The organism is Streptosporangium sp. NPDC050148 (assembly GCF_055586505.1).
Genome location: NZ_JBVJIA010000004.1, coordinates 261802 through 285640, shown reverse-complemented (window position 1 = coordinate 285640; position 23839 = coordinate 261802). Strand labels below are relative to the sequence as shown.

The window sequence follows — 23839 nt, the reverse complement described above, 5'->3', positions numbered from 1 at the left end:
CGGGGTCCCCGCAGACCCTCTCCACCGGGCCGATGCCCCCGCGCCGGATCCCCGGGCCCCCCGGACGGGCCCGCCGCAGGCGCCTACCAACGCGGCGACCGACCTCCGTACCGCCGATGTCCGTACAGCGGACGGCAAGGCCGGCGCAAGGGCCCCGGCCGATGATGGCCACGTGACGCGCGACGGAGGCGACCGGACGACGGGACCGACCACGACCCCGGCGACCCCGGCGGGCCCGGCGGGCTCGAGGACGGACGCCGGCCGCAGGCCCGGCCTGATGGACCGCCTGCGCAAGGACCTGCGCAACCCGCTGTTCCTCCAGGGCTACGCCCTGATGATCAACACGGGGATCACCGCCGTCCTGGGACTGGGCTACTGGTTCCTCGCCACGCACCTGTACACCGCCACCGCCTTCGGCGAGGGCCAGGCCGTGATCAGCGCGATGCGGCTCTTCGCCTCCCTGACCGGCCTCGCCTTCGCGGGCGCCCTGGCCAGGTTCATCCCGGTGGCCGGCCGCCGCACCGCCGAGTTCGTGCTCCGGGGGTACGCGATCGCCGGCGCCACCGGGCTGGTGGCGGCACTGGGGTTCCTGCTGACGCTGCCGATGTGGGGTGAGGTCTACACCCACCTGGGCGGGTTCGGGCCGGGGCTGTTCTTCCTCGCCTCGGTGCTCGTCTGGACCGTGTTCACCCTGCAGGACGTGACGCTGGCCGGGCTGCGCAAGGCCGTCTGGGTGCCGGTCAACAGCCTGGCGTTCGGGCTGGTGAAGATGGGCATGCTCGCCGCGCTGGCGGTCGCGCTGCCGCAGGGCGGGCTCTTCGGCGGGATCTTCGTCTCCTGGATCGTGCCGACCGCCATCGCGCTGGTGCCGATCAGCTGGTTCATCTTCGGCGTCATCATCCCCCGGCACGTCAAGGACACCGAGGTGAGCGCGGCCAACCCGCCGCGCCTGCGCGAGGTGGGGCGCTTCCTGGCCGGCGACTTCCCCGGCGCGTTCTCCATCCTGCTGATCCTCTACCTCGTCCCGGTGATCGTCGCGGGCTGGCTCGACGACGCCCCGACGTTCGGTTACTTCTCGATCGCCCACACGCTGGGCTCCATGATCGGGCTGCTGGCCGCGAACATGGCGGTCTCGCTGACCGTCGAGGGCTCCTTCAACGCCGCGCAGCTGGCCGAGAGCGTGCGCAACGCCCTCCGCCGTACCTTCCTGATCGTCGGGCCGGTCATCGCGGTGGTCGTGATCGGCGCGCCGCTGATCCTGAGCGTGTTCGGCCCGGGGTTCGCCGAGGCGGGCACGCCGCTGCTGCGCCTGATGGCGATCGCCGTGCTCCCCCAGACGGTGATCGAGATCTGCCTGAGCATGCTGCGCGCGCAGAGCCGGGCGCGCAGGCTGGCCCTCATCCAGATCGGGATGGCCGTTCTGGTGCTCACGTCGATCGTGGTGCTCTTCCCCCACTTCGGCATCGCCGCGGTGGGATACGCGATGCTCGGCAGCCAGCTCCTGGTCGCCGTGCTGATCTTCCCGAACATCCGCAAGGTGATCAGTTACGGCACGATGTCGCAGGTGAGCGCCGACTAGCCTCACTCCGCCGCCGCTTGTGGTCAAGGTGTCGTACGTGATAGACGGTCTCCGGTGACTCCTGAGCACATTGTGGCGAAGCGGACAGATCGCCTCTGCCTTTCGCTTCCCTCCAACCGCTTGGGCCTGTATCTGGCCCTGCGGCATTGGTGCCGTCCCGGCCAGCGGCTACTGATGTCCCCCCTTTCGGCCGACGAGATCCTCTTCCTCGTGCTCGCCGCCGGGCTCCGCCCGGTCATCGCCCCCCTGTCGGTCGAGGACGGCAACATCGACGCCGACGCCGTCGACCTCGGCACGGTCGACGCGGTCCTGACCACCAACCTGTACGGCCTGCCGGACCGGGTGGCCGCCTTCGCGGGCAAGATCCTGATCGAGGACGTCGCGCACGCGATCGAGACGTCCGTGCACGGCAGGCCGCTGGGCACCTTCGGGGTGGCCGGGGTGTTCAGCCTTTCCAAGCACGCCGGGGCGGGCTCCGGCGGGGTGCTCGCGGTGGAGCACCCCGAGGACCTGCGCGCCCTGGAGCGCGAGCGCGACCGGCTGCTGCGGCCGGGCGTCTTCCGCAAGGAGATCCACAGCGTGCTGACCTCGGCGAGCCGCCACGCCGCGCTGCGCCTGAACATGGTCCGCCCCGCGCTGCGCGCGATGCGCGCGCTCGGCATGGAGGAGGAGCGCGAGGGCTACCGGATCGCCCCTCGCCCGGTGGAGCTGCTGCGGGCCCTGGAGTACGCGCCGCAGCTGCCCGCGTTCGACTCCTGGGTCCAGGCCGACCTGCACGACTACCGGACCAGGCGCGGCCACCTGGCCCGCTGGTACCAGTCCCGGCGGCTGCGGACGCTGCCGCGCCAGCGGTCGCGGCGGATCGCCGGCGTCTCGATGCTGGCCGCGCTGCCCACCGTGGCGCCCGCGGTCCACCGCCACCTGGACCAGCCGTTGTTCCGGGTGCCGCTGCTGGTCTCCGGCCGGGACGAGGCCATCGCCGAGCTGGAGCGGAACGGGGTCGCCACCGGTTACCTCTACGACCCGCCCTACGACGGCTACCTGCCCGAGTTCACCGACCCCTCGCCGTCGCCCGAGGTGGCGCGCTGGTGGGGACGGCACGTGCTGCCGATCGACCCGCTGTACGCGCGGCGCGCGATGGCCGTCGTCGAGCGGCTCACCCCGGCGGTCCCGCCGGTGCGCTCAGGGAGTCCCACCGCGCCACCCGCCCCGGTGGTCTCGGACATCGCCTGAGGGGCTTTCGGCGTCACTCAGCGGCCGGGGCCGATATCGCTATAGATTTGCCGCGTCGGGCGGTGGTCCGGGGAGCGCCGGGGGGCCGGCGCCTTCCCGGACCGGCCGCGCCGGGCGGCGGTTCGGGGGGACGTCATCGGGATCGGGGGTCGTGGACGGCCCGCGCCCGGAGGCCGCCCCGGTCCGGTGCGCGGCCGGCTCCGCTGGATCGTTCCGAGACCCCCAGCGCCTGAGCCCAGGCCTCGAGAAAGGACCTCCCCCCGTGAACGGTAGGTTGGCGCCCGGCGCCGGTGCGGCCGGCGATCGTCCCGGTGGGGGCGGGGGCGGCCGGTGAGGGTCAGCGTCGTCCGGCCCGGGGAGCTGGGACCGGCCGAGATCAAGACCTGGCGCGAGATGCAACGTTCCAGCGCGCACCTGGCCAACCCCTTCCTGAGCCCGGAGTTCACGATCGCGATGGGAGAGGTCTCCGCGGAGGCGCGGGTGGCGGTGATCACCGAGTCGGACGGGCCGGTCGGGTTCTTCCCGTTCGAGCGGCACGGCGGCCGGGTGGGCGCCGCCCTCGGCGGGTGGGTCTCGCTCTGCCAGGGGGTCGTCCACCGGTCCGGCGCCGAGTTCGACGCGGACGCGCTGCTGCGGGCGTGCGGGCTGAGCGTGTGGGAGTTCGGCTGCCTGGTCGAGGGCCAGCGGTGGTTCCGGCCGTTCGAGACGCTCACCCAGCAGGCGGTGGTCCTGGACTTCGCCGACGGTTACCCGGCCTTCCTGGACGAGCTGCGCGGACGCTCCCCGAAGTTCGTCAAGAGCACCCTGTACAAGGAGCGGAAGCTCGGCCGCGACGTGGGCGAGGTCACCTCGGAGTTCGCCGTGCGCGACCCGGGGTCGCTCCGGCTGCTGCGCGAGTGGAAGTCGGCCCAGTACCGGCGGATGGGCCGCCCCGACCGCTTCGCCAGGCCGTGGGTCGTGGAGCTGGTCGAGCGCCTGCACGCCGTCGACACCCCGGAGTTCGCCGGGCCGCTCTCCATGCTGTACGTGGACGGCAGGCCCGTGGCGGGGCATTTCGGGCTGCGCACCGACACCACGATGATCGGCTGGTTCCCCGCCTACGATCCCGGGTACGCCCGCTACTCCCCCGGCCTGATCCAGCACCTGCGCATGGTCGAGGCCGCCGCGGAGATCGGGGTGCGCTCGCTGGACCTGGGGATCAGCAACGGGTCGGAGTACAAGGACGCGCTGTGCAGCAGGACCGTCCCGGTCTCCGAGGGCATCGTGCGCCGCAGGTCGGCGGCCGCGGCGGCGCACTGGCTGCGCACCGAACCGGTCCGCCGGGCCCGCCGCCTCGTCCTGGACACCCCCGCGCTGTACGGCGTCGCCGACCGGGTCATGAAACGGTACGGGCGGCTGCGCGGCGGGAGGGCCGGATGAGCGGGCCGGGAGCCCCGGGCACCCCGGGCACCCCGGGCACCGCAGGCACTTCGGGCACCGCCGGTGCCGGGGACGGCCGCCGGGCGCTGGAGGCGGCCATGCGCGACCGGATCGGCCAGGAGTGCCTGCACGTGCCGTCGGCCAGGTTCGGGCTGCTGCTGGCGCTGCGGCACTGGTTCGGCCGCGGTGAGCGGGTGCTGATCTCCCCGACGAACTGCGAGACCGTGCTGTTCACGGTGCTGGCCGCCGGGCTGGAGCCGGTGACGGCGCCGGTCTCCCACCGCGACGGCAACATCGACGTCCCCGAGGTGGACTGGACCGGCCTGGCCGGTGTGATCACCACGCACCTGTACGGCCTGCCCGACCGGGTGGCCGAGCTGGGGGCCGAGTGCGACCGGCGCGGCGTGGTCCTGCTGGACGACGCCGCGCACGCCATGCAGACGACCGTGGACGGCCGCCCCGCGGGCACGTTCGGCGAGGCCGGGGTGTTCAGCCTGGCCAAGCACGGGCGGTCGATGTCCGGGGGGTTCCTCACCGCGCGGGACCCGTCCGCGCTGGCCGCGCTGGCGCGTGCCAGGGAGGAGCTGCTGCTGCCCGGCGGGACCGGGGCCCAGCTGTCGGGGACGCTGCGGCCGGTGCTGCGCGAGACGATCTACCGCACCGGGCTGGTCCGGCCGGTGTGGCACGCCCTCAAGGCGGCCGGTGTCGTCACGTGGACGGGTCACCGCTGCCCGCCGCGCGAGGACGAGCTGCGGAAGGTCCTCGCCGCCGGCCCCGTCGACCTGGACGCCATGCGGTACTGGCTCCGGATCGATCTGGACGACTGGAGGATGCGCCAGGGTGCGCCGCTCCTGGGCTACCAGCGGTCCCGTTTCCGGGTGATCGACCGTGAGCGGGAGCGGCGGACGGCCGGGGTGGAGCTGCTGCGCGCCACCCCGTGGGCGGCCGAGGGCGTCCGGGAGACGGCGCCCCTGCCGCTGCTTCGGGTGCCGCTGCTGGTGGAGGACCGCGACGGGCTCGTGGCCCGGCTGGAGAGCCGGGGCGTGGTGCCCGGCTTCATCTACGACCCGCCGCTGGACGACTACCTGGACCTGGTGCCCGCGGGGCCGGCACCGGAGGTGGCCCGGTGGTGGACCCGGCACGTGCTGCCGGTGGATCCGCTGCGCGCGGGCCGGATGGCCGGGCTGCTGACCGAGCTCGGCGCCCGCCCGGCTCCCCCGCCCCCCGCGCCCTGAACGGCTCCCTCCCGGGACGCCGGGCGGCTCCCGGGTGGATCCGGGCGGATCCGGGCGGCTTCGGGGGGCTTTGAGGGGGCTTCCGGGGGGCTTCGACGAAACCGGGCGGAGCCCTGGGGCCACGACGGCCCCGGGGCTGCGCGGGTCTCGCCCTTCTCGCCCTGTCCCCGGGGTGCCGCCCGCCCGGGCGGAGCCCCGGGGCACGGGTCAGGAGACCAGCAGTGACGCCTCGAAGGCGAGGAGCACGTCCCAGGCGCGGGGGAAGACGATCACGGATCCCCCGGTCGCGCCACCGCAGTTCGCGCTGTTGGAGAAGCCGGAGAAGATGCCGTGCGCGTTGACGTCGCCGTAGTAGTTGGCGTGGCTGTAGACCGGTCCGCCGCTGTCGCCCTTCGCCCCGGCGCAGGAGGCGTTGACGTGCTTGGCGCGGATCATGTGCTTGACGTGCTGCCCGGTGCTGTAGGTGCCGCTCCAGCCGTAGTGGGTCACCTTGATGTTGCAGATCTGCCCCATCGTGGAGCCGGAGTTGCACACGAAGTTGCCGGGGTAGCTCTTGACGACGCCCACCACCTTCGCGCCGGCCGAGGAGGTCTTGCCACCGACGAAGACCCTGCGGGTCGTGTCCGCGTTGACGATCGCGGCGTCGCGTTTGGTGATGTACCAGTTCAGCGTGCCCGTGTAGTTCGCCTGGCTGCTGACGCCGCCGCCGTCGTAGAACTCGTTCCACAGGCTGCCGCAGTGGGACGCGGTGAGGTAGCCGGTGTCACCGTTCCTGTCGACGACCGGGAAGCCCGCGGTGCACCCTTTCCCCTGCTGCTTGTTGATGATGCGGCCGCCCCCGTAGTAGCTGGGGACGTCGTTCTGCCGGTCGTAGGCGGTGGTGAAGGTCTCGTTCCCCTCGACGGCGATGGGCGCCGTCGCTCCGCCGGGCCGCTGCAACCGGTCGGGGGAGGTGTCGGCCCCCGCGACGGAGAGCTGGACGCCGCTGCCGTCCGGCTGCGGCACCGCGCCGGTGACCTGCCCGGCCTCCACCCACCTGGTGGCCTCCTGGAGGAGCTCGGCGTGCGTGTGGGCCGCGGGCAGCACGCGGACCGGTGCCACCTGCCGTCCCTGGTCGACGGCCGTCTGCACGGCCGCGGGCACCGCGCCCCGCCAGTACAGGCGCACCTCGTGGTTCTCGGGGGCGACGACGATCCCCGCGTACCCCTCGGCCGTCTCCGCCCGCTCGGTGATGCGGTCGGCCACCCGGTTGAGCCGGTCCTGCTCCGCGAACAGGGTGTCCCAGCCGGTGAACCCGGCCGGCACCGGCTCCCTGGGAGCGTCCTGGTTGACGATCGGCGGCTTGTCCGCGGGGCCGTCCGCCGTCCGGGCGCCGGCGGTGCCCGTTCCCGACAGGGTCAGGAGCGTGAGCGCTGCGGCGCCGATGGCCGCCACGCGTAAGCGCGTGCTGGTTTCCATTGTTTCCCCTCGTGGTCGTCCGTGAGGGGCAATGAGACCAGCGTCCCGGTGGCGTTTCTTCGCCCTTTTACGAGGTGTGAGGGGTGATTCGCCCTTGTACGTCCCTCAGGGGAACGGGCACCGGGCGGGACGAGCGCGCCGTCCGATCACCGCCAGCGCGCCCGTGCCCCGGAGGGCACGATGGGGCGCATGAACCACACCGAGACCACGAGGACACGCCACCGGGTCCGGGCCATCGCCCCGGACGTCCTGCGCGAGCTGCTGGAACGCGACGACGCGGGAGGCGCCCCCCGGATGGTCCTCGACGAGGAGGGCGGCAACCCGATGCGCTGCTGCCTGGGCCGGAGCCTGCCCGGGGAGAGGATCGCGCTGGTGTCGTACGCGCCGCTGCGGCGCTGGGCCGCGGAGACCGGGGCGGACCCGGGACCGTACGACGAGGTGGGGCCGGTGTTCGTGCACACCGGCGGCTGCGCCGGCCCGGCGGGATCCGGCTTCCCGGACGCAATGCGCGGCGACCGGCGCGCGCTGCGCGCGTACACGGCGGACGGCCGGATCCTGAAGGGACGCTACGTGGAGGCCGGTGACGGCCGCCCGTCGATCGAGGAGGAGCTGGACGACCTCTACCGCGACCCGGAGGTGGCCGCGGTGCACCTGCGGGCGGTGGAGTTCGGCTGCTTCCTGCTGGAGACCCGCCGGGACTGACGCCCGTCCTCGTGCCCTCCCGGGTGGAGGGACGGCCCGCACCGGTGCCCAGCGGGAGGCGGGGCCGGGGTCCATCGGTGCCTCGCGTTCACCCGGCCACCGCCAGACGGCCGGCGCGCATCCGGGCCGGCTCCAGGACCAGCTCGAACCAGACCTCGTTGGAGCCGGCCTCCCGGACCAGCCCCCAGCGGTGGGCCAGCGCCTCCAGCAGGGGAAGGCCGCGGCCCCCCGTCGCGTCGGACGAGGCGCGGCACGCGCAGGGCACCTCGCCGGAGCCCTCGTCCTGGACCGAGACCCGCACACCCGTCACCGAGCAGGTCACCGTGACGGTGAACGTTCCGCCGTCCGCGGACCGGGAGTGGACGACCGCGTTGGTGGCGATCTCGCTGGTCAGCAGGACGCAGTCGTCGTGGAGGGGATGGTCCCTCCCGAGAGTGGCCGAGACCAGGCGGCGGGCCCTGGCCACCTGCTCCGGCAGCCCCGCGAGGCGGAGAACCCATTCGTCGCCGTCGTACTCCGGCATGTTCATGCCGCCCCCTCCGTGTCGTTCTCGCTTCTGGGAAGACGCGGAGGTCGACAGGGGAGATGTCTCAGAAAAGTAGGAATGTGATCACTTGCCGGACAGGCAGGTGGGGCTTGCCGGAAGGGCCCCCACCTGCGTGTCCGTACCTGCCGTACCGCGTGACGTCATCCGTCACATGCGGTGCCAGCGAGCCTCGAAGAAACAGTAGACCGCGAACAGCAGCAGGCCGATCGCGACGAGCCCGAGCAGCCACGGACCGGCCGGGGTCTCGGTCAGCGAGCGCAGCGTCGCGTCGATGCCCTTGGTCTTCTCCGGGTCGTAGGTGACCGCGGCCTGGACGACGAAGACACCGGCGACGGCGGCGATCACACCGCGGGCGATGTAGCCGGCCATGCCGAGCTTCTCGGCGAGACCGCGCGCCTGGGCCGACATCTGGCCGGTGCGCAGGTCCTCGAGGAACTTCTTCTTCCAGCCCTTGTGGATCCAGTAGGCGCCCAGCGCGATCAGGCCGAGCCCGATCAGCCCCACCAGGAACTGGCCGGCGGGAAGGTCCATCACCACGCCGGTGACGTCCTTGGACTTACCGTCCATGGAGGCGCCCGGGTCGTTGTGCAGCACCATGCCGAGCAGCGTGGCCACGATCAGCGCGTAGACGGCGGTGCGTCCCGCCGACTCCACCCGGTCCTTGGTCCTGCCGCGGCCGATGAGCGCCTCGGACAGCTGCCAGAGGGTCAGGGCGACGAAACCGACGACCATGAGCCAGAGGAGCACCTGGCCGAACGGCTGCTCGGCCACCATCTCGATGGCGCCGGTCTTGTCGGCCTCCTTGCCGCCGCTTCCCCCGCCGAAGGCGATCTGCAGCGCAAGGAAACCGATCAGACCGTAGAGGACACCCCGGCAGGCCATTCCGACCCGTGCCAGCCTGTCCAGCGTCTGACTGTCGGCCGCTCTTCGAGCGGCCCCTTCCACCTGAGCCTGAGGGCTGTTCATAACTCTGCGCTCTAACCCGCTCGGCGCCTGGTAAACCTCAGTTCTCGGGCATGGCGTCCAGCCTGCGCAAGATCACTCCCTCGCGCAGCGCCCACGGGCACACCTCCAGCTCCTCCACCCCGAACAGGTCCATCGCCGCGTCGGCGACGATCGCCCCGGCGGGCAGCTGCGGTGCCCGCGCCTCCGAGACCCCGGGCAGCCCGACCCGTTCGCGCGTCTTCATCCTGGCCAGCCGGTCGGCCCAGCCGACCAGGTCGGCGTGCCTGAGCACCCGGCGCACCCGCTCCCCCTCGCTGGAGGGCGCGGCCCCGGCGATCCTGGCCAGCTGCCTGAACGTCTTGGACGTCGCCACCGCGTGGTCGGCCGAGCCGTACCGGCACACCTCGCCCACGGTCCGGGCGATCTGGGTCCGTACGTGCCGGCGCAGCGCCCGGAGCTCGTCGGCGGGCGGCGGGTCGGCGGTGAGGTGGTCGCGGGTGAGGCGCCCGGCGCCCAGCGGGAGCGAGACCGCGGCGTCGGGCTGCTCGTCGAGGCCCGTGGCGATCTCCAGGGATCCGCCGCCGATGTCGAGCACCAGCAGGCGCCCGGAGGACCAGCCGAACCAGCGGCGCACCGCCAGGAACGTCAGCCTCGCCTCGTCCTGGCCGGACAGCACCTCGATGTCGACGCCCGTGCCGTCCTTGATCCCGGCGATGACCTCCTCGCCGTTGACCGACTCCCTGACCGCGGACGTGGCGAAGGCCATGAGGTCCTCCACGCCCTTGTCCTCGGCGATCCGGAGCGCCTCCTCGACGAACTCCCGCAGGCGCGTGGCCCCCCGGACGGAGAGGCGGTCGCCGTCCTCCATGTGCTCGGAGAGCCGCAGGTCCACCTTGTGGGAGTAGGCGGGCAGCGGCCGAGCCCCCCGATGCGCGTCCATCACCAGGAGATGGACCGTGTTGGAACCGATGTCGAGAACGCCCAGTCGCATGGGATGAAGTTACTACCCCGTGCCCGCTCCTCCACCCGGGGTCCGCGGACGGGCGCGCGGCGCACCGCTCACCCGCCGCCGCCCCGTCGTCCCGCCCGCGACCGGCCCGTCGTACGCCCGTCGTCGCCCGGCCGGTTCGCCCGTCGTCGTCCGTCCTGTCGTCCAGCCCGTCCGTCCGTCACCGCCAGGCTCGTCACCGTCCGATCGGTTCGCCCTCGGCGTCCGGCTCGTCACCGTGCGGCCCGTTCGCCCGTCACCGGGTCCGCCGTCCACCCGCGGGGTGGCCTGATGCGGCCACGAAAGGAAGTAGATCTTGTGAAGATGCCCCTTTTCTGCAAATACTTGCCATTTGTCGCTATTAACGGGGAGGTTCTCATGAAACGCGTCATCATTCACAAGCCCGGCACCGTCGCCCTCAGCGGAAACGCGAGTCCCAAGCACGTCGGCTGAGATCTGATCGCAGAACCGGCGTCCCACGCTGGACGCCGGCCCACCGAACACGGTGTTCCCGATACCATCGGAGAACCCCTGAACCGACGCGAAGGAGCCCGGTGAGCCGGGAACCGCACCCGCCAGGAGACCCCCGCCCCGCCCCGCCGCTTCCCACGGTGGACGCCGGCCGGCACCTGCTCGGGCCCTACACCGCCGGAAGCGCGCTCGTCGCCGCGCTGCTGCCCGGCGCCCCGCCGGACCTGGTCTCCCGCTACGACATCGAGCTGCGCGCCGTCGCCCCCGACCTGCACGACCGCATCCCCGTACGACGCCGCTCGGTGGCCGCGGGCCTGCCCGAGGCGGAGCGGATCCTGGTGCACGCCCCGCGGCGCACGCTGCGCCTGTCCAACGGGCTGGCCGAGTTCGTCCGCGAGCGCCTGGCCGCGACCGGGCCGCGGACGCTCGTCGTGGAGAACCTCGCCCTGGCCGACCCCACCGACCTGGAACTCCTGGCGGTGCTGCGCCGCCGCGTGCCCGCGGAGCTGCTGACCGTGGTGACCCGCGAGGAGGGCACGCCGCCGGAGACGCTCACCCCGTCCGGGCACGACGCCCGCGCCGACGAGCTGGAACGGCTCGGGACGGTCGGCGCGCGGCTCGGGGCGATCCCGTACCACCGGGAACGGGGCGAGGACCCGGCCAGGGCGCTGGAGGCGCTCGCGTTCGCGGTCCGCTGGTGCCTGGACGCCGGGTGCCACGACGCCGTGGCGGATCTCGGGCGGCGCGCCCTGCGCCTGGCCGACCCCGAGGGCGACCCGGCGACCTGGTGGCGGCTGCTGCACAGCACCGCGACCGCGCTGGCCGCGCTGGGCCGCGAGGACGAGGCCGAGGACCTGTTCGACCTGGCCAGGAGGGAGAGCGTCTCCCCCGCCGTGCACGCCGCGGCCGCCTACGCCACCGGGATGCTCAAGGTGCGCCACCACGACCCGGCGCGGCGCGACACCGGCGCGGCGCTGGCCATGGTGAACCAGGCGATCGCCATCTCCTCGCTGCTGCCCGATCCGCGCGAGCGGGCGTTCAAGCTGGGGTTCGACCTCAACGGCCGGGCGCTGGTGGAGACGCGGCGGGGCCGTCCCGCCAAGGCCATGGAGCTGGTGCAGGAGGCCGTCGACCTGGCCGATCGCGGCCTGCGCCCCGGCGAGCACCCGATCCACCGGCTGGTGCTGCTGGCCAACAGGGCCCAGCTCGCCGTGATGCTGGACCGTCCCGAGGAGGCCCTGGCGGACCTGGACGCGGTGATCGCGGCCGATCCCGGCTACCCCGACTACTACATCGACCGGGGCAACCTGCTGCACCGGCTGGGCCGGATGGACGCCGCGGTCGCCGACTACGAGACGGCGATGCGCGCCGGGCCGCCCTTCCCCGAGCCCTACTACAACCGGGCCGAGATCCGCTTCTCCGCGGGCGACCACCGCGGCGCGCTCGAGGACCTGGACCACGCGCTGGAGCTGGACCCGTCGTTCGTGGACGGGCTCGCCAACCGGGCGGGGCTGCTGGCCGGTCTCGGCGAGTACGGCAGGGCCCGCGCGGACGCCGAGGCCGGGCTGGCCATCGCCCCCGACAACCCGTACCTGCTGTGCGCGCTGGGGCAGGTGGAGACCGCGGAGGGCCGGCACGCCACGGCGCGCGCGGCCTTCGACCGCGCGCTGGAGCTCTCCCCCGGCCTCGCCGCCGCCTGGGCCAACCGGGGGCTGCTGGCGTTCGAGACCGGCGACCCCGAGGGCGCCGCCGCCGACTTCACCCGGGCCCTGGAGTCCGGGCCCGACCCCGCGCTGCTGTTCAACCGGGCGATGGCGCTGCGCGCCGCCGGACGCGACGAGGAGGCCGTCGCCGACCTGACCCGGGCGCTGGAGCTGGCCCCCGACGACGAGGACATCCGGCGCGAGCTGAAGTCCTGACCCGGACGGGACGTCCGGTCCGGGTCCCTCGTCCGGGTCCCCGCTCCGGGCCTTCGATCCGGGTCCTCGCTCCGGACGGGACCGGGCGGGACGGGGTCAGCCGAGCGCGCCGGAGAGGTAGCGCTCGGCCAGCTCGCAGGTGCCCTCGGTGTAGCCGGGGCCGAGCTCGGCGGCGATCTCCGCGCCGGTGTGGGTACCGATCCAGGCGACCAGCAGCAGCCTGCGGAACATCACGAACGTCCAGATCTCGGCCGCGTCCCCGGCCGGCAGGTCCAGCACGGTCCGGTAGCCCCGCACCCAGGCGTCGAGCAGGTCGGGGACCTCGGGACGGTGCTCGACGAAGCTGACCGCCGCGGCCAGGTCGTACAGGTACCAGCCGAAGCCGCAGTCGTCGAAGTCGATGACGGCCGGGGGCCCGTCGCCGGCCACGAGCAGGTTGGCCGAGCGCAGGTCGGCGTGGATCAGGCCGTAGCGTTCCGGCCCGCGGCCGAAGCGGTGCAGCCGCGTCCGCAGCTCCGCGTCCAGCCGTCCCAGCAGGGTGCGCGCCTCGGCGTCCATCCCCGGGCCGTCCTGCCAGCGGCCCCAGCGTGACCCCGCACCGAGGGCGGCCTCGTGGTCCCAGTGGAAGCGGGTGAAACCGGCCGGCCGGGACCAGCCGCGCGCGTGCCGGTGCATGCGCGCGGTGAGGGCGCCCAGCCGTTCGAAGCCGGGCACCGGGCGCTCGCCGGACGGCTCGGTGCCGGGCAGGAACTCGAACATCACGCAGTCGCGCGGTTCGGCGCCCGGGACGGTCAGCACCCGGGAGCCGCCGGGGGCCGGGATCACCCGGGGCGTGCGGACACCGGCCTCCTCGCGCAGCGCCTCCAGCCAGGCCAGCTCCGACAGGATCTCCGGCGTGGTGTGGTAGCCCAGCCGGTGCACCCGCAGGACGGACCGCAGCCCGGTGTCGGGGTCGTCCACCCGGTAGGTGGCGTTCTCCGACACGTTGACCAGGGTGACCTCGGCGCCGGGCAGGCCGTACGCCCTCGTCGCCGCGCGGGCCACGTCGTGGACGCGGTCCAGCACGTCCCCCCCGGCCGACAGGTCGTGGGCGCGCATGGGTCTCTCCCCGGGGGTCGGTCCAGGGCCGGCACCGGGCCGGCGTCGGGCCGGGGGCCGGCCCGGCGTCGGATCCTATCCGAGGGGTCTCGGATCCTGTCCGGGGGGTCCTCGCGCCGCCCGCCCGGCTCCGGGCCCCGCCGAGGTCCGGCGCCGCGCCCTGGTCCGGTGCTACGCCCGGGTCCGGCGCTACGCCCGGGTCCGGAGACGATCCGGTACGTCCTCCTCCGGCCGGTCACCGTCGCGCACGGAGCCCTCCCGCGAAGGGTGCTCCTCGGCGTCCGCGGTCTCCGCGGTGTCCGCGATCTCCGCCGCCTCCACGGCCTCCGCGACCTCCGCCGTCTCCGCGCTCTCCGTGACGGCGCCGGGCACCGTGATGCGGATCTTGGACTGCCGGTGCGGGAGCCGCTCCCAGTCCTCCATGAAGGTCGCCCGGAGCCCGCACCGGGCGGCCAGGTCGACCAGGGTCTCGGTGCGGTAGTAGAAGTCCTCCCCCAGCACCTGGTGCTCCTCGCCCTCGGTCCGGTCGAAGGTGAAGTCGAACCAGCCGCCCGGCTTCATGATCCGGCCGACGTTCCGGAAGCACTCCTCGATCACCTGGATCGGGGAGTGCGAGAAGACGCTGTGGGCGTGCACGACGTCGAAGGCCCCGTCGGGCAGCGCGGTGAAGCGCAGGTCCCTGACCGGCATCAGGTGCGGGAACCTGTCCCGCAGCCGGTAGCGGGCCAGGGTGTCCTGGGCGGCGATCAGGATGTCCGGGGAGATGTCGATCCCGTGGTAGTTTCCGGCGTCGAGGTAGCCGATGAGCAGCCGCCCGGCCCGCAGGTTGCCGCAGCCGATCTCCAGCACGCGGTGCTCGGGCCTGAGGCCGTGCCGGACCAGGTAGTCGAACTGCATCTTCCCCAGCGCGGTCCAGCGACGGTGGGACGCGCTGCCCACGGCCGCGTACGGGTCGCGCGCCGCGTCGGATCTCATGACGGCCCGGTAGTAGGAGACGTGGTCGCGGTTCCTCAGCCGCAGCCACGCGTTCCTGGTCCATCGGCGCAGGTGGCGGGGGATCCGCCCGGGATGACCGATGGCGTACCTGATCTGGTGGAGGATGCTGGAGCGGTTGTGGCGGTGCATGGCCCCTCCCTCGTCGGAACGGTGTCCGGCGGCTCCCACCGGCCAGGTGATCATATCCGTGAGCGACACCTTCGTCACCCCAGGTGACCGTCATCGGAATGTCGCCCGTCGCCGTCGCCCTCTCCTCCGCCCTTCCGCGGCGGCCCTGTCGCGGTACGGGAAGCAGTACGGTAACCGGTCCCACGGCACCGTCGCGCACCCGGCGCACCACCCGTCCCGCCCCTTTCGCGTCCTCCTGCCCGGGACGCCTTCTCGCGAAGACCGCGGGCGGCGCCGGTCCTCCGGGGGGCCCGCGCGGGCGTCGGATCGTTATGACGTTTTCCATCACCCGACCGGCGGCGCGCCGTATCCGGCCGTACACGCCGGAGGTCTTCGAGACGATGAGGAGCTCGGTGAACCTGGAACTCGCGTTGCGCATGTGTGAGGCCGCGGTGAGGCAGGCCGCGCGGGAGGGGGCGCTCATCTCGGTGGCGGTGGTGGACGCGGGCGGGCATCTGGTCGCGTTCCAGCGGATGGACGGCGCGCGCATCGCCGGCCCGGCCCTGGCGGCCGGCAAGGCGTACACGGCGGTGGCCCATCATATGCCCACCGCCGAGCTGGCGCCGCTGGTGGCGCCGGGAGGCGAGCTGTACGGCCTGGCGGGCGACGGCTACGTCTGCCTCGGCGGCGGCGTGCCGCTCACCGGTGCCCGCGGGGACGGCGGGGTGCGCGGCGCGATCGGCGTCAGCGGGGGGAGCATCCCCCAGGACGTGGCCTGCGCCGAGGCCGCCGCCGCACTCTGCGAGGGGACATAACACGGTATGTCCGTTAATGTCCATAGCCGTCGGCGACAGGTTTCTGATGAACCGAGAGCTTTCGCGTTATCTCCGATGATCGCGGGGCAGTGAACGCCTGCCCCGGACGATGATCGTCCGCGGGCGGACACTCTGGAGGATTCTCATGGAAGCTCTCGTACTGCTCGCCCTGGTCTGTTTCCTGGCCTCCGCGATCTGGTCCGCCATCAGCCGGTCGTGGCCGATCGCGCTGCTCGCGGCAGGCGCCTTCCTGCTCACGCTCTCGGAGACCTCGCTCCTGGGCGGGGGGAGCTGAGCGGACCCGTACCGACGCGCCGGTTCAGGCGTCCGTCCCGGAGAGGGCGTGGTCGATCTCGGCGCGGGTGGGCATCGAGGTGCTGGCGCCGGCGCGCTGCACGGACAGGCCCGCCGCCGCGGTGGCGAAGCGGACGGCCCGGTCAGGGGGCTGCCGCTCGACCCGGGCCGCGGCGAGGGCGCCCACGAAGGTGTCGCCCGCGGCCGTGGTGTCCACCGCGGGCACCCGGGGCGCCTCCACGTGCACGACGGGACCGTCCCCCGAGGCGGTGAGCGCGCCGCGCGACCCCAGGGTGACGATGACCCAGCCGACCGTGCCCCGCAGCTCCTCCAGGGCCCGCTCGTGGTCGGCCTGGCCGGTGATCGCCGCGGCCTCGTGCTCGTTGGCCACCAGGACGTCCACGGCCTCCAGCAGCTCGGCGGGGAGCGGCTGGACCGGCGCGGGGGTGAGGACCACGGTGGTCCCGGCCGCGCGGGCGGCGCGGGCCGCGGCGGTGACCGCCTCGATGGGGAGCTCCAGCTGGAGCAGGAGCACGTCGGAGCGGGAGATGACCTCGATCTCGGCCGGTGAGGGGGAGGTCACGGTCCCGTTGGCACCGGGCACCACGATGATCGAGTTGCCCCCGTCGCCGTCCACCACGATCTGGGCGATGCCCGAGGGGCCCGGGACCGTGCGCAGCTCGCTCACGTCGACCCCGGCCGCGGCGAGCGTCCGCCGCATCTCGGCGCCGAAGTCGTCGTCGCCCACGGCGCCGAGGAAGGCCACCCGGGCGCCCGCCCGCGCCGCGGCGATGGCCTGGTTGGCGCCCTTGCCGCCGGGAACCGTGGCGAAGGCCCGGCCGGTCACGGTCTCGCCGAGCGCGGGGGCCACGTCGACGTAGGCCACCAGGTCCATGTTGGCGCTGCCGAAGACCGAGATCATTGTTCCTCCACCACCAGGGCCGCCGCACGGCCGGGGCCCGGCCCCGTACCGACGACCGAGCCTACAGGTGGCCCGCCCGGCACCTCCGCCCGCCCTCACCGCGTCACCGCGCCGCGGCCTCACCGCGTCACAGCGTCGTCGTGTCGCCGCATCGCCGCATTGCCGCATCGTCGTGTCACCGCGTCACCGGCCTCGCCGCGTCGCGGTCCTCCGGTCTCCCGGTCAGGAGCGCAGGTAGGTCAGGACCGCGAGGACCCTGCGGTGCTGGTCGCCGTCCTCGGCGTACAGGCCGAGCTTGGCGAAGATGCTGCGGACGTGCTTCTCCACGGCGCCGTCGCTGACCACGAGCTGGCGGCCGATGGCGGGGTTGGACCTGCCCTCGGCCATCAGGCCGAGCACCTCGCGCTCCCGCGGGGTGAGCAGGGCCAGGGGGTCGTCACGGCGGCGCCGTACCATCAGCTGGGCCACCACCTGGGGGTCGAAGACCGTCCCGCCGGCCGCGACCGTGCGCAGGCCCCCCATGAAGTCGTCCACGTCCACGACGCGGTCCTTGAGCAGGTAGCCCACCGCGCCCCTGGCGTCGGCGAGCAGGTCGTCGGCGTAGGAGACCTCCACGTACTGCGACAGGATCAGCACCGGGGTGCCCGGGACCCTGCGGCGCGCCTCCACCGCGGCCCGGAGGCCCTCGTCGGTGAAGCCGGGCGGCATCCGCACGTCCACCACGGAGACGTCGGGCCTGTGCTCGGCGACGGCGTCCACCAGCCCGTCCCCGTCCCCCACCGCGGCGACCACCTGGCAGCCGAACTCCTCCAGAAGCCTGATCAGCCCCTCCCTGATGAGCACCGCGTCATCGGCCACCACTACCCGCACGGAACCTCCGCCACTATGACCGTCGGCCCGCCGACGGGTGAGTCGACCGCCAGCTCGCCGTCCACCGCCCTCAGGCGGTCGCCGAGACCGGACAGGCCATGCCCCTTGGCGACGTGTGCGCCGCCCACCCCATCATCCCCGATCGTGAGCATCAGGAAGTCCCCCGTCCTGCTCAGCGAGACCGTGCAGATCGTGGCGCGGCTGTGCTTGGCCACGTTGGTGAGGGACTCGGCGACGACGAAGTAGACGGTGTTCTCCACGGCGGCGGGGAAGCGCTCCGTGATCTGCAGGTCCAGCTCGACCGGGACGGTGCAGCGCCCGGCGAGCGCGGCCAGCGCCGGGGCCAGGCCGCGGTCGCTGAGGATGGGCGGGGCGATCCCGCGCGAGAGGGCGCGCAGCTCGTCCAGGGTCTCGCGGGTGGAGGTGATGGCCTGGTCGAGCATCCGGCCGACGGCCTCGGGGTCGCGCTTGAGCTGGCGCTGTGCCCGTGACAGGTCCATCGCCAGGGAGACCAGGCGCTGCTGGGGGCCGTCGTGGATGTCGCGCTCCAGCCGGCGCAGCGCGTTGGCCTCGGCCGAGACCGCGGCGGCCCGGCCCTCGGCCAGGTCGTCGATGCGCTCGTGCAGCTCGGCCACGCCGGTCAGCATGGCCCTGCCGAGCCCGGCCTGCACCAGCGCGGCACCCCGCACGATCATCGGGAGGGTGAGTGCGAACAGGATCCCGATGGTGGTGTTGACGAGGACGTCGATCCACAGCTCCGGGCCCAGGCCCAGCAGCATGCCGAGCCCGCCGGTGTTGCCGGGGATGGCGTTGACGATCCATCCGTAGAGCGGGTAGGTGAGACCGGCGATCGACCCGGCCCACCAGACCACCGCCAGCACGAAGGTGATGATGGAGATCGGGAAGGCCACGATGCCGTAGAGCAGGTCCAGCCACGACTGGCCGTTGGTGAACGGGTTGATCATCCTGCGGAACCAGCCGGCCTCCGGCGGGGAGGGCCGGTACCTCGGCCGCGCGACCGGCCGGCCGAGCACCTCGGGCAGCCAGCGCCGCTCGACGTCGGCGAAACCGCGGGCGGCCAGCAGGGTCGTCGCGAGGATCGGCAGGCCCACGAACACGGCGGACGTCGCCGCCCCCACGGCGAAGCCCGCCACCATCAGAACGAACCAGATGATCGACAGGGGGAAGCCCACGACCAGGTACCGGGTGTCGGTACCGATGCGGCGCAGCAGGGGTCTCATGACGCCAACGCTAAGGGGAGCAGGTCACGGGCATCGACCCGGCGGACCCGCCTGGCGGGGTGGGGCCAGCACTACCTCCGCCGGTGGTGCGTTCGCTCCGCAAGAGTGCCGCGTGCGTCAATGCGCCGCCGGGGCCGGGCGAGGAGGCTTCTCTCATCGCCTCACCCGCCCCCTTGGAGAATCGAGAGCCCGTGACCGCCGTGATCCCCCACCCGGCAATCCGGCCGGCGACCGCACCGGTGACCGCGCCGCCGCTCGTACCGGCGCCCCGCCCGGCGCGGTCCGCCGCCGCTCGTGACCCCTTCGTGGACGTGCTCCGGGTGTTCGGCATGGCGCTGGTGGTGCTCCAGCACTGGAGCATGCCGCTGCTGTCCTTCGACGAGGGCCGCATCGTCACCGGGAACGCGCTGGCCACGGGGAACGCGTGGATGATCACCTGGATCAGCCAGGTGATGCCGCTGGTCTTCTTCGCGGGCGGCGCGGCCGGGGCGATCAGCCGGCGGAGCGCGGAGCGGCGCGGTGACACGCCCGCGGCGTGGCTGGCGGCCCGCGTGCGCAGGCTGGCCTGGCCGGTGCTGCCTTTGGCGATGGTCTGGGTCCCCCTGCCGCACCTGCTGACAGCGCTCGGCATGCCGGCGCAGCCGGTCGAGACCGCCTCGCGGCTGGCCGGGCAGCTCCTGTGGTTCCTGGTGATCTATCTGGTCGCGGTGGCGGCGACCACGCCGATGCTCCGGCTGAACGCGGTGTACGGCTGGCGGGTGCCCGCGGTGCTGGCGGGGGCGGCCGTGGCGGTGGACGTGCTGCGCTTCGCCGGCGGCCTGGAGGTGGCCGGCCTGCCCAACACGGTGCTGGTCTGGCTCGCGGTGTACCAGCTCGGTTTCCTGTACGCCGACGGCAGGCTGACCCGTCCCTGGGCGATGGCCCTGGGCGGCTACGGCACGGCGGCGGCGCTGGTGGCCTTCGGCCCCTACCCGGGGAGCATGATCGGGATGCCGGGGGCGGTCTCCAACATGGCCCCGCCCACGGTCGCGCTGCTCGCGGTGGGCGTCGGCCAGATCGGGCTGGCGCTGGCCCTGCGCCGGTGGATCGTCTCCTTCGCGCGCTGGCCCGGGGTGTCACGGGCGCTGGGCTGGGCCTCGGAGCGGATGATGACCCTCTACCTGTGGCACATGAGCGCGCTGTTCGTCATCGTCTCGGTGGTCGTGGTGGGGCTGGGGATCTCGACGCCGGCGCCGGGCACCTCGGCCTGGCTGTCGGGCTGGCCGCACTGGCTGCTCCTGCTCGCGCTGGCGATGTGGCCGCTGCTGCGGGGCTTCGGCCGGTTCGAGACGCCCCCGGCGGGCCGTCCGTTCACCGGTGGGGCGGTCCGGGCCGCGACGGCCACCGTCCTGGTGGGGGTGGGGCTGCTCACGTTCACCGTGACCGGTTTCGTCCCGGGAGTGGCGCCGCTGGCCGGCGCGGGCGCGCTCGTGGCGGGCCTGGCGCTGACCGGTTCGCTCACCCGCACCGCCCACTCGTCAACCATTGGTTGACGATACCGGTCGCGTCAACCTATGGTTGACGCATGACCTCACACGTCCAGCGAAAGTGGACCCTCGGCTACACGTTGCTGATGATCCCGCCGTTCATCGGCCTGCCGCTCGTCCTGTTCGATCCCCCGCGCTGGCTGGAGATCGTCGCCCTCGTCGCGATCCTCGCCCTCGTCTACTTCGGCACCCGGCTCCTGTACAGGCAGCGGGGCGGGTGGCGGCCCTCCAGCACCCTCCCGGAACGGGCCGGCGATGACCACTGACCGGGCCGGTTCCGACGCGGTCCACGAGGCCCTGACCCGGATCCTGATGGAGAACGCCGCCGTCGAGGACCCGTACGGCACCGAGGACTTCCTGCGGCTGGTCGCCGGCGCCGCCACGCTGCAGGAGGAGGCGGCCACGCTGCTGCGCACGACCGTCGCCTCGGCCCGTTCCGCCGGGGTCACCTGGCAGAGCATCGGTGCCACGCTCGGGATGACGAAGCAGGCGGCGCAGAAGCGGTTCGCGCCGCCCCTGGCCCCCAGCGCCACCGGGCTGGACCCGCACGAGCGCGTCCTGGGCCCGACCACCACCTTCGACGAGATGCGCGAGCTCGCCCTGGCCGGCCGGTACGGGTGGCACAGCGTGGAGTTCGGCGCCACCTACCACCGCGTCGTCCGGTCCGGTACGCAGTGGGAGCACACGAGGGTGACGATGTCGCCGAGCCGGGTGCGGCGGCTGCGCGCCGAAGGCTGGGAGGTGATCGGCTCGGGCTTCCCCTACACCTACCTGAAGCGCGACACCGGCGTCCCCGCGCTCCAGGAGCCGCCCTCGTCCTGACTCCCGGCTTTACAAAAAACCAGCCATAATCCCGCAATGGCGTGCATTTTCCGGCGAACGCGGCGTGATCCAGCGCCCTCACCGGTCCGACCACCGCGAGTTCTTCGGCAGTATTGGACCGTGAGCCTTGTAGACCGCCTGCCAGAAGAGATCGACGCCGACCCCGACACCATCTTCGACGCGTTCGTCGAGTGGAACTCCGAGCGGGGGCTGACCCTCTACCCGGCGCAGGAGGAGGCTCTGATCGAGGTGGTCTCGGGGAACAACCTGATCCTGGCCACCCCGACCGGTTCGGGCAAGAGCCTGGTCGCCGCCGGAGCCCACTTCACCGCGCTGACCCGGGACGTGCGCACCTTCTACACCGCCCCGATCAAGGCGCTGGTGTCGGAGAAGTTCTTCGACCTGTGCGCGGTGTTCGGCACCGAGAACGTCGGGATGATGACCGGCGACGCCAGCGTGAACCCGGGGGCGCCGATCATCTGCTGCACCGCGGAGATCCTCGCCAACGTCGCCCTCCGCGACGGCGCCCAGGCCGACATCGGCCAGGTCGTGATGGACGAGTTCCACTTCTACTCCGAGCCCGACCGGGGCTGGGCCTGGCAGGTGCCGCTGCTGGAGCTGCCGAACGTCCAGTTCATCTTGATGTCGGCGACCCTGGGGGACGTCACCCGGTTCGAGGAGGACCTCACCCGGCGCACCGGCAGGCCCACCGCGGTGGTCAAGAACGCCGAGCGCCCGGTCCCGCTGGTCTACTCGTACCGGATGACCCCGCTGCACGAGACGCTGGAGGAGATGCTCACCACCAACCAGTACCCGGTCTACGTCGTCCACTTCACCCAGGCCTCGGCCATGGAGCGGGCCCAGGCGCTGATGAGCATCAACATGTCCAGCAAGACCGAGAAGGAGGCGATCGCCTCCATGATCGGCCACTTCCGGTTCACCACGAAGTTCGGCCAGGCGCTCTCCCGCCTGGTGCGGCACGGCATCGGCGTGCACCACGCGGGGATGCTCCCCAAGTACCGCCGGCTGGTGGAGCGCCTGGCCCAGGCCGGCCTGCTGAAGGTCATCTGCGGCACCGACACGCTCGGCGTCGGCGTGAACGTCCCGATCAGGACCGTGCTGTTCACCGCCCTGTCGAAGTACGACGGCAACAGGGTGCGCCGGCTGCGCGCCCGCGAGTTCCACCAGATCGCCGGGCGGGCCGGGCGGGCCGGGTTCGACACCATCGGCTACGTCGTCTGCCAGGCCCCCGACCACGTGGTCGAGAACGAGAAGGCACTGGCCAAGATCGGCGACGACCCCAAGAGGCGGCGCGGGTTCGCCCGCAAGAAGCCGCCGGAGGGCTTCGTCGGCTGGAGCGAGGAGACCTTCGAGAAGCTGCAGACCGCCGAGCCGGAGCCGCTGAACTCCCGCTTCAAGGTCAGCAACGCCATGCTGCTCGCGGTGATCAACCGTCCCGGCGACTGCTACGCGGCCATGCGCCACCTGCTGACCGACAACCACGAGGACCGCAAGTGGCAGCGGCGGCACATCTCCCAGGCCATCGCGATCTACCGGTCGCTGCTGGCCGGGGGCGTGGTGGAGACGCTCTCCGAGCCCGACGACCAGGGCCGGATGGCCCGCCTGACCGTGGACCTGCAGGAGGACTTCGCGCTGAACCAGGCGCTGTCGACCTTCGCGCTGGCCACCCTCGAACTGCTCGACATGGAGTCGCCGAACTACGCCCTGGACATGGTCTCGATCATCGAGTCCATCCTCGACGACCCCCGCCAGATCCTGTCCGCGCAGCTCAACAAGGCCCGCGGCGAGGCGGTCGCGCAGATGAAGGCCGACGGCGTCGAGTACGAGGAGCGGATGGAGCTCCTGGCCGACGTCACCTACCCGATGCCCCTGGCCGACCTGCTGCTGGGCGCGTACGAGACCTACCGGCGCGGCCACCCCTGGGTGGGCGACTACACCGTCAGCCCCAAGAGCGTCGTGCGCGACATGTACGAGCGGGCGATGACCTTCGCCGACTACGTGCAGTTCTACGAGCTGACCCGCTCCGAGGGCACCGTCCTGCGCTACCTCGCCGACGCCTACCGCACCCTGTCGCGGACCATCCCCGAGCACCTCAAGACCGAGGACCTGGTCGACCTCATCGAATGGCTCGGCGAGCTGGTCCGCCAGGTCGACTCCAGCCTGCTGGACGAGTGGGAGCAGCTGCAGAACCCGACCGGTGAGCTGGAGGCGCCCTCCCTGGAGGAGACCACCAAGCCGGTCACCGCCAACACCCGCGCGTTCCGGGTGCTGGTGCGCAACGCGATGTTCCGCCTGATCGAGCTGGCCGCCGTGGAGGACGAGCAGGAGCTGGAGCGGCTGGCCCCCGACGTCGACTGGGGCGCCGCGCTCGACGCCTACTACGACGACCACGAGGAGATCGGCACCGGCCCGGACGCCCGCGGTCCCGGCCTGCTGCGCATCGAGGAGGAGAAGGAGTTCTGGCGGGTCCGCCAGGTCGTCGCCGATCCGGCGGGCGACGGCGACTGGGGCATCGACGCCCAGGTCGACCTGGCCGCCTCCGACGAGGAGGGCCGCGCGGTGGTCCACGTCATCGGCCTGAACCGCCTCTGAGACCGCCCCGGGAGCACCTGTGCGATCACCTGGGCTCC

21 protein-coding genes are annotated in these 23839 nt (G+C 72.9%); 12 read left to right on the top strand and 9 right to left on the bottom strand.

The features are described from left to right. Nucleotides 1-172 precede the first annotated feature (172 nt). The 4 genes from ACZ6RT_RS06220 (at nt 173) to ACZ6RT_RS06205 (ending at nt 5466) form a co-directional block, all read left to right on the top strand. Nucleotides 173-1579 carry a lipopolysaccharide biosynthesis protein gene (locus tag ACZ6RT_RS06220; RefSeq protein WP_470152424.1) on the top strand — a complete coding sequence of 469 codons (1407 nt, stop codon included), beginning with the start codon at nt 173-175 and terminating at the stop codon, nt 1577-1579. Nucleotides 1580-1633: 54 nt separating this feature from the next. Continuing rightward, on the top strand, nt 1634-2812 hold the full coding sequence (locus tag ACZ6RT_RS06215; protein ID WP_470152423.1) for a DegT/DnrJ/EryC1/StrS family aminotransferase: 1179 nt from the start codon (nt 1634-1636) through the stop codon (nt 2810-2812). A gap of 330 nt (nt 2813-3142) precedes the next feature. Continuing rightward, nucleotides 3143-4231 carry a GNAT family N-acetyltransferase gene (locus ACZ6RT_RS06210; RefSeq protein ID WP_399194130.1) on the top strand — a complete coding sequence of 363 codons (1089 nt, stop codon included), beginning with the start codon at nt 3143-3145 and terminating at the stop codon, nt 4229-4231. Further along, a complete protein-coding gene (locus ACZ6RT_RS06205; RefSeq protein ID WP_470152422.1) occupies nt 4228-5466 on the top strand; it encodes a DegT/DnrJ/EryC1/StrS family aminotransferase in 1239 nt (412 codons plus the stop codon). Before ACZ6RT_RS06210 ends, ACZ6RT_RS06205 begins: the two co-directional genes overlap by 4 nt. A gap of 207 nt (nt 5467-5673) precedes the next feature. Here ACZ6RT_RS06205 and ACZ6RT_RS06200 read toward each other — a convergent pair whose 3' ends face one another. Next, nucleotides 5674-6924 carry a chymotrypsin family serine protease gene (locus tag ACZ6RT_RS06200; RefSeq protein WP_470152421.1) on the bottom strand — a complete coding sequence of 417 codons (1251 nt, stop codon included), beginning with the start codon at nt 6922-6924 and terminating at the stop codon, nt 5674-5676. A gap of 189 nt (nt 6925-7113) precedes the next feature. Here ACZ6RT_RS06200 and ACZ6RT_RS06195 point away from each other — a divergent pair, with 189 nt between their 5' ends. Beyond that, the gene (locus ACZ6RT_RS06195) at nt 7114-7626 is read left to right on the top strand and encodes a DUF1203 domain-containing protein (protein ID WP_470152420.1); all 513 of its coding nucleotides are present in this window, start codon (nt 7114-7116) and stop codon (nt 7624-7626) included. An 88-nt stretch (nt 7627-7714) separates the two neighbouring features. On the opposite strand, the gene ACZ6RT_RS06190 is transcribed toward ACZ6RT_RS06195, so the two are convergent. From ACZ6RT_RS06190 to ACZ6RT_RS06180, 3 genes are all read right to left on the bottom strand, one after another. Beyond that, on the bottom strand, nt 7715-8155 hold the full coding sequence (locus tag ACZ6RT_RS06190) for an ATP-binding protein (protein WP_399194138.1): 441 nt from the start codon (nt 8153-8155) through the stop codon (nt 7715-7717). A gap of 165 nt (nt 8156-8320) precedes the next feature. After that, nucleotides 8321-9139, bottom strand: coding sequence for a DUF1206 domain-containing protein (locus tag ACZ6RT_RS06185; protein WP_399194140.1), 819 nt, complete (start codon nt 9137-9139; stop codon nt 8321-8323). A 37-nt stretch (nt 9140-9176) separates the two neighbouring features. Next, on the bottom strand, nt 9177-10109 hold the full coding sequence (locus tag ACZ6RT_RS06180) for a Ppx/GppA family phosphatase (protein WP_399194141.1): 933 nt from the start codon (nt 10107-10109) through the stop codon (nt 9177-9179). A gap of 551 nt (nt 10110-10660) precedes the next feature. Here ACZ6RT_RS06180 and ACZ6RT_RS06175 point away from each other — a divergent pair. Beyond that, the gene (locus ACZ6RT_RS06175; protein WP_470152419.1) at nt 10661-12496 is read left to right on the top strand and encodes a tetratricopeptide repeat protein; all 1836 of its coding nucleotides are present in this window, start codon (nt 10661-10663) and stop codon (nt 12494-12496) included. Between the two features lie 96 nt (nt 12497-12592). Here the strand turns inward: ACZ6RT_RS06175 and ACZ6RT_RS06170 are convergent, their stop codons facing one another. Together ACZ6RT_RS06170 and ACZ6RT_RS06165 are read right to left on the bottom strand one after the other, a co-directional pair. Then, on the bottom strand, nt 12593-13594 hold the full coding sequence (locus ACZ6RT_RS06170) for a phosphotransferase enzyme family protein (RefSeq protein WP_399194145.1): 1002 nt from the start codon (nt 13592-13594) through the stop codon (nt 12593-12595). Nucleotides 13595-13783: 189 nt separating this feature from the next. Next, complete coding sequence (locus tag ACZ6RT_RS06165) at nt 13784-14719, bottom strand: class I SAM-dependent methyltransferase (protein ID WP_470152418.1); 936 nt, start codon at nt 14717-14719, stop codon at nt 13784-13786. A gap of 392 nt (nt 14720-15111) precedes the next feature. Between ACZ6RT_RS06165 and ACZ6RT_RS06160 the strand changes: the two genes are divergently transcribed. After that, nucleotides 15112-15513, top strand: coding sequence for a heme-binding protein (locus tag ACZ6RT_RS06160; protein ID WP_399194149.1), 402 nt, complete (start codon nt 15112-15114; stop codon nt 15511-15513). Between the two features lie 145 nt (nt 15514-15658). Then, the gene (locus tag ACZ6RT_RS06155) at nt 15659-15808 is read left to right on the top strand and encodes a hypothetical protein (RefSeq protein ID WP_399194151.1); all 150 of its coding nucleotides are present in this window, start codon (nt 15659-15661) and stop codon (nt 15806-15808) included. A 24-nt stretch (nt 15809-15832) separates the two neighbouring features. On the opposite strand, the gene rbsK is transcribed toward ACZ6RT_RS06155, so the two are convergent. From rbsK to ACZ6RT_RS06140, 3 genes are all read right to left on the bottom strand, one after another. Further along, complete coding sequence (rbsK, locus tag ACZ6RT_RS06150) at nt 15833-16729, bottom strand: ribokinase (protein WP_344900192.1); 897 nt, start codon at nt 16727-16729, stop codon at nt 15833-15835. A 222-nt stretch (nt 16730-16951) separates the two neighbouring features. Beyond that, the gene (locus tag ACZ6RT_RS06145) at nt 16952-17599 is read right to left on the bottom strand and encodes a response regulator transcription factor (RefSeq protein WP_399194153.1); all 648 of its coding nucleotides are present in this window, start codon (nt 17597-17599) and stop codon (nt 16952-16954) included. Next, nucleotides 17590-18840 carry a sensor histidine kinase gene (locus tag ACZ6RT_RS06140; protein WP_399194155.1) on the bottom strand — a complete coding sequence of 417 codons (1251 nt, stop codon included), beginning with the start codon at nt 18838-18840 and terminating at the stop codon, nt 17590-17592. Before ACZ6RT_RS06140 ends, ACZ6RT_RS06145 begins: the two co-directional genes overlap by 10 nt. A 305-nt stretch (nt 18841-19145) precedes the next feature. Between ACZ6RT_RS06140 and ACZ6RT_RS06135 the strand changes: the two genes are divergently transcribed. From ACZ6RT_RS06135 to ACZ6RT_RS06120, 4 genes are all read left to right on the top strand, one after another. Continuing rightward, entirely contained in the window at nt 19146-20372 is a 1227-nt protein-coding gene (locus ACZ6RT_RS06135) for an acyltransferase family protein (RefSeq protein WP_470152417.1), read from the top strand. Between the two features lie 32 nt (nt 20373-20404). After that, nucleotides 20405-20632: a hypothetical protein gene (locus ACZ6RT_RS06130; protein ID WP_470152416.1), complete on the top strand. Its 228-nt coding sequence runs from the start codon at nt 20405-20407 to the stop codon at nt 20630-20632. Continuing rightward, nucleotides 20622-21188, top strand: a complete 567-nt coding sequence (locus ACZ6RT_RS06125) for a hypothetical protein (RefSeq protein ID WP_399194161.1) — start codon at nt 20622-20624, stop codon at nt 21186-21188. Before ACZ6RT_RS06130 ends, ACZ6RT_RS06125 begins: the two co-directional genes overlap by 11 nt. Before the next feature lie 120 nt (nt 21189-21308). Continuing rightward, nucleotides 21309-23801: a DEAD/DEAH box helicase gene (locus tag ACZ6RT_RS06120; RefSeq protein ID WP_399194163.1), complete on the top strand. Its 2493-nt coding sequence runs from the start codon at nt 21309-21311 to the stop codon at nt 23799-23801. Nucleotides 23802-23839: the final 38 nt, after the last annotated feature.

Coding starts and splice junctions, on each gene's coding strand:
- ACZ6RT_RS06205 (WP_470152422.1), top strand. CDS start 4,228: ATGAGCGGGCCGGGAGCCCCGGGCACCCCGGGCACCCCGGGCACCGCA.
- ACZ6RT_RS06200 (WP_470152421.1), bottom strand. CDS start 6,924: ATGGAAACCAGCACGCGCTTACGCGTGGCGGCCATCGGCGCCGCAGCG.
- ACZ6RT_RS06195 (WP_470152420.1), top strand. CDS start 7,114: ATGAACCACACCGAGACCACGAGGACACGCCACCGGGTCCGGGCCATC.
- ACZ6RT_RS06190 (WP_399194138.1), bottom strand. CDS start 8,155: ATGAACATGCCGGAGTACGACGGCGACGAATGGGTTCTCCGCCTCGCG.
- ACZ6RT_RS06185 (WP_399194140.1), bottom strand. CDS start 9,139: ATGAACAGCCCTCAGGCTCAGGTGGAAGGGGCCGCTCGAAGAGCGGCC.
- ACZ6RT_RS06180 (WP_399194141.1), bottom strand. CDS start 10,109: ATGCGACTGGGCGTTCTCGACATCGGTTCCAACACGGTCCATCTCCTG.
- ACZ6RT_RS06170 (WP_399194145.1), bottom strand. CDS start 13,594: ATGCGCGCCCACGACCTGTCGGCCGGGGGGGACGTGCTGGACCGCGTC.
- ACZ6RT_RS06165 (WP_470152418.1), bottom strand. CDS start 14,719: ATGCACCGCCACAACCGCTCCAGCATCCTCCACCAGATCAGGTACGCC.
- ACZ6RT_RS06155 (WP_399194151.1), top strand. CDS start 15,659: ATGGAAGCTCTCGTACTGCTCGCCCTGGTCTGTTTCCTGGCCTCCGCG.
- rbsK (WP_344900192.1), bottom strand. CDS start 16,729: ATGATCTCGGTCTTCGGCAGCGCCAACATGGACCTGGTGGCCTACGTC.
- ACZ6RT_RS06140 (WP_399194155.1), bottom strand. CDS start 18,840: ATGAGACCCCTGCTGCGCCGCATCGGTACCGACACCCGGTACCTGGTC.
- ACZ6RT_RS06130 (WP_470152416.1), top strand. CDS start 20,405: ATGACCTCACACGTCCAGCGAAAGTGGACCCTCGGCTACACGTTGCTG.
- ACZ6RT_RS06125 (WP_399194161.1), top strand. CDS start 20,622: ATGACCACTGACCGGGCCGGTTCCGACGCGGTCCACGAGGCCCTGACC.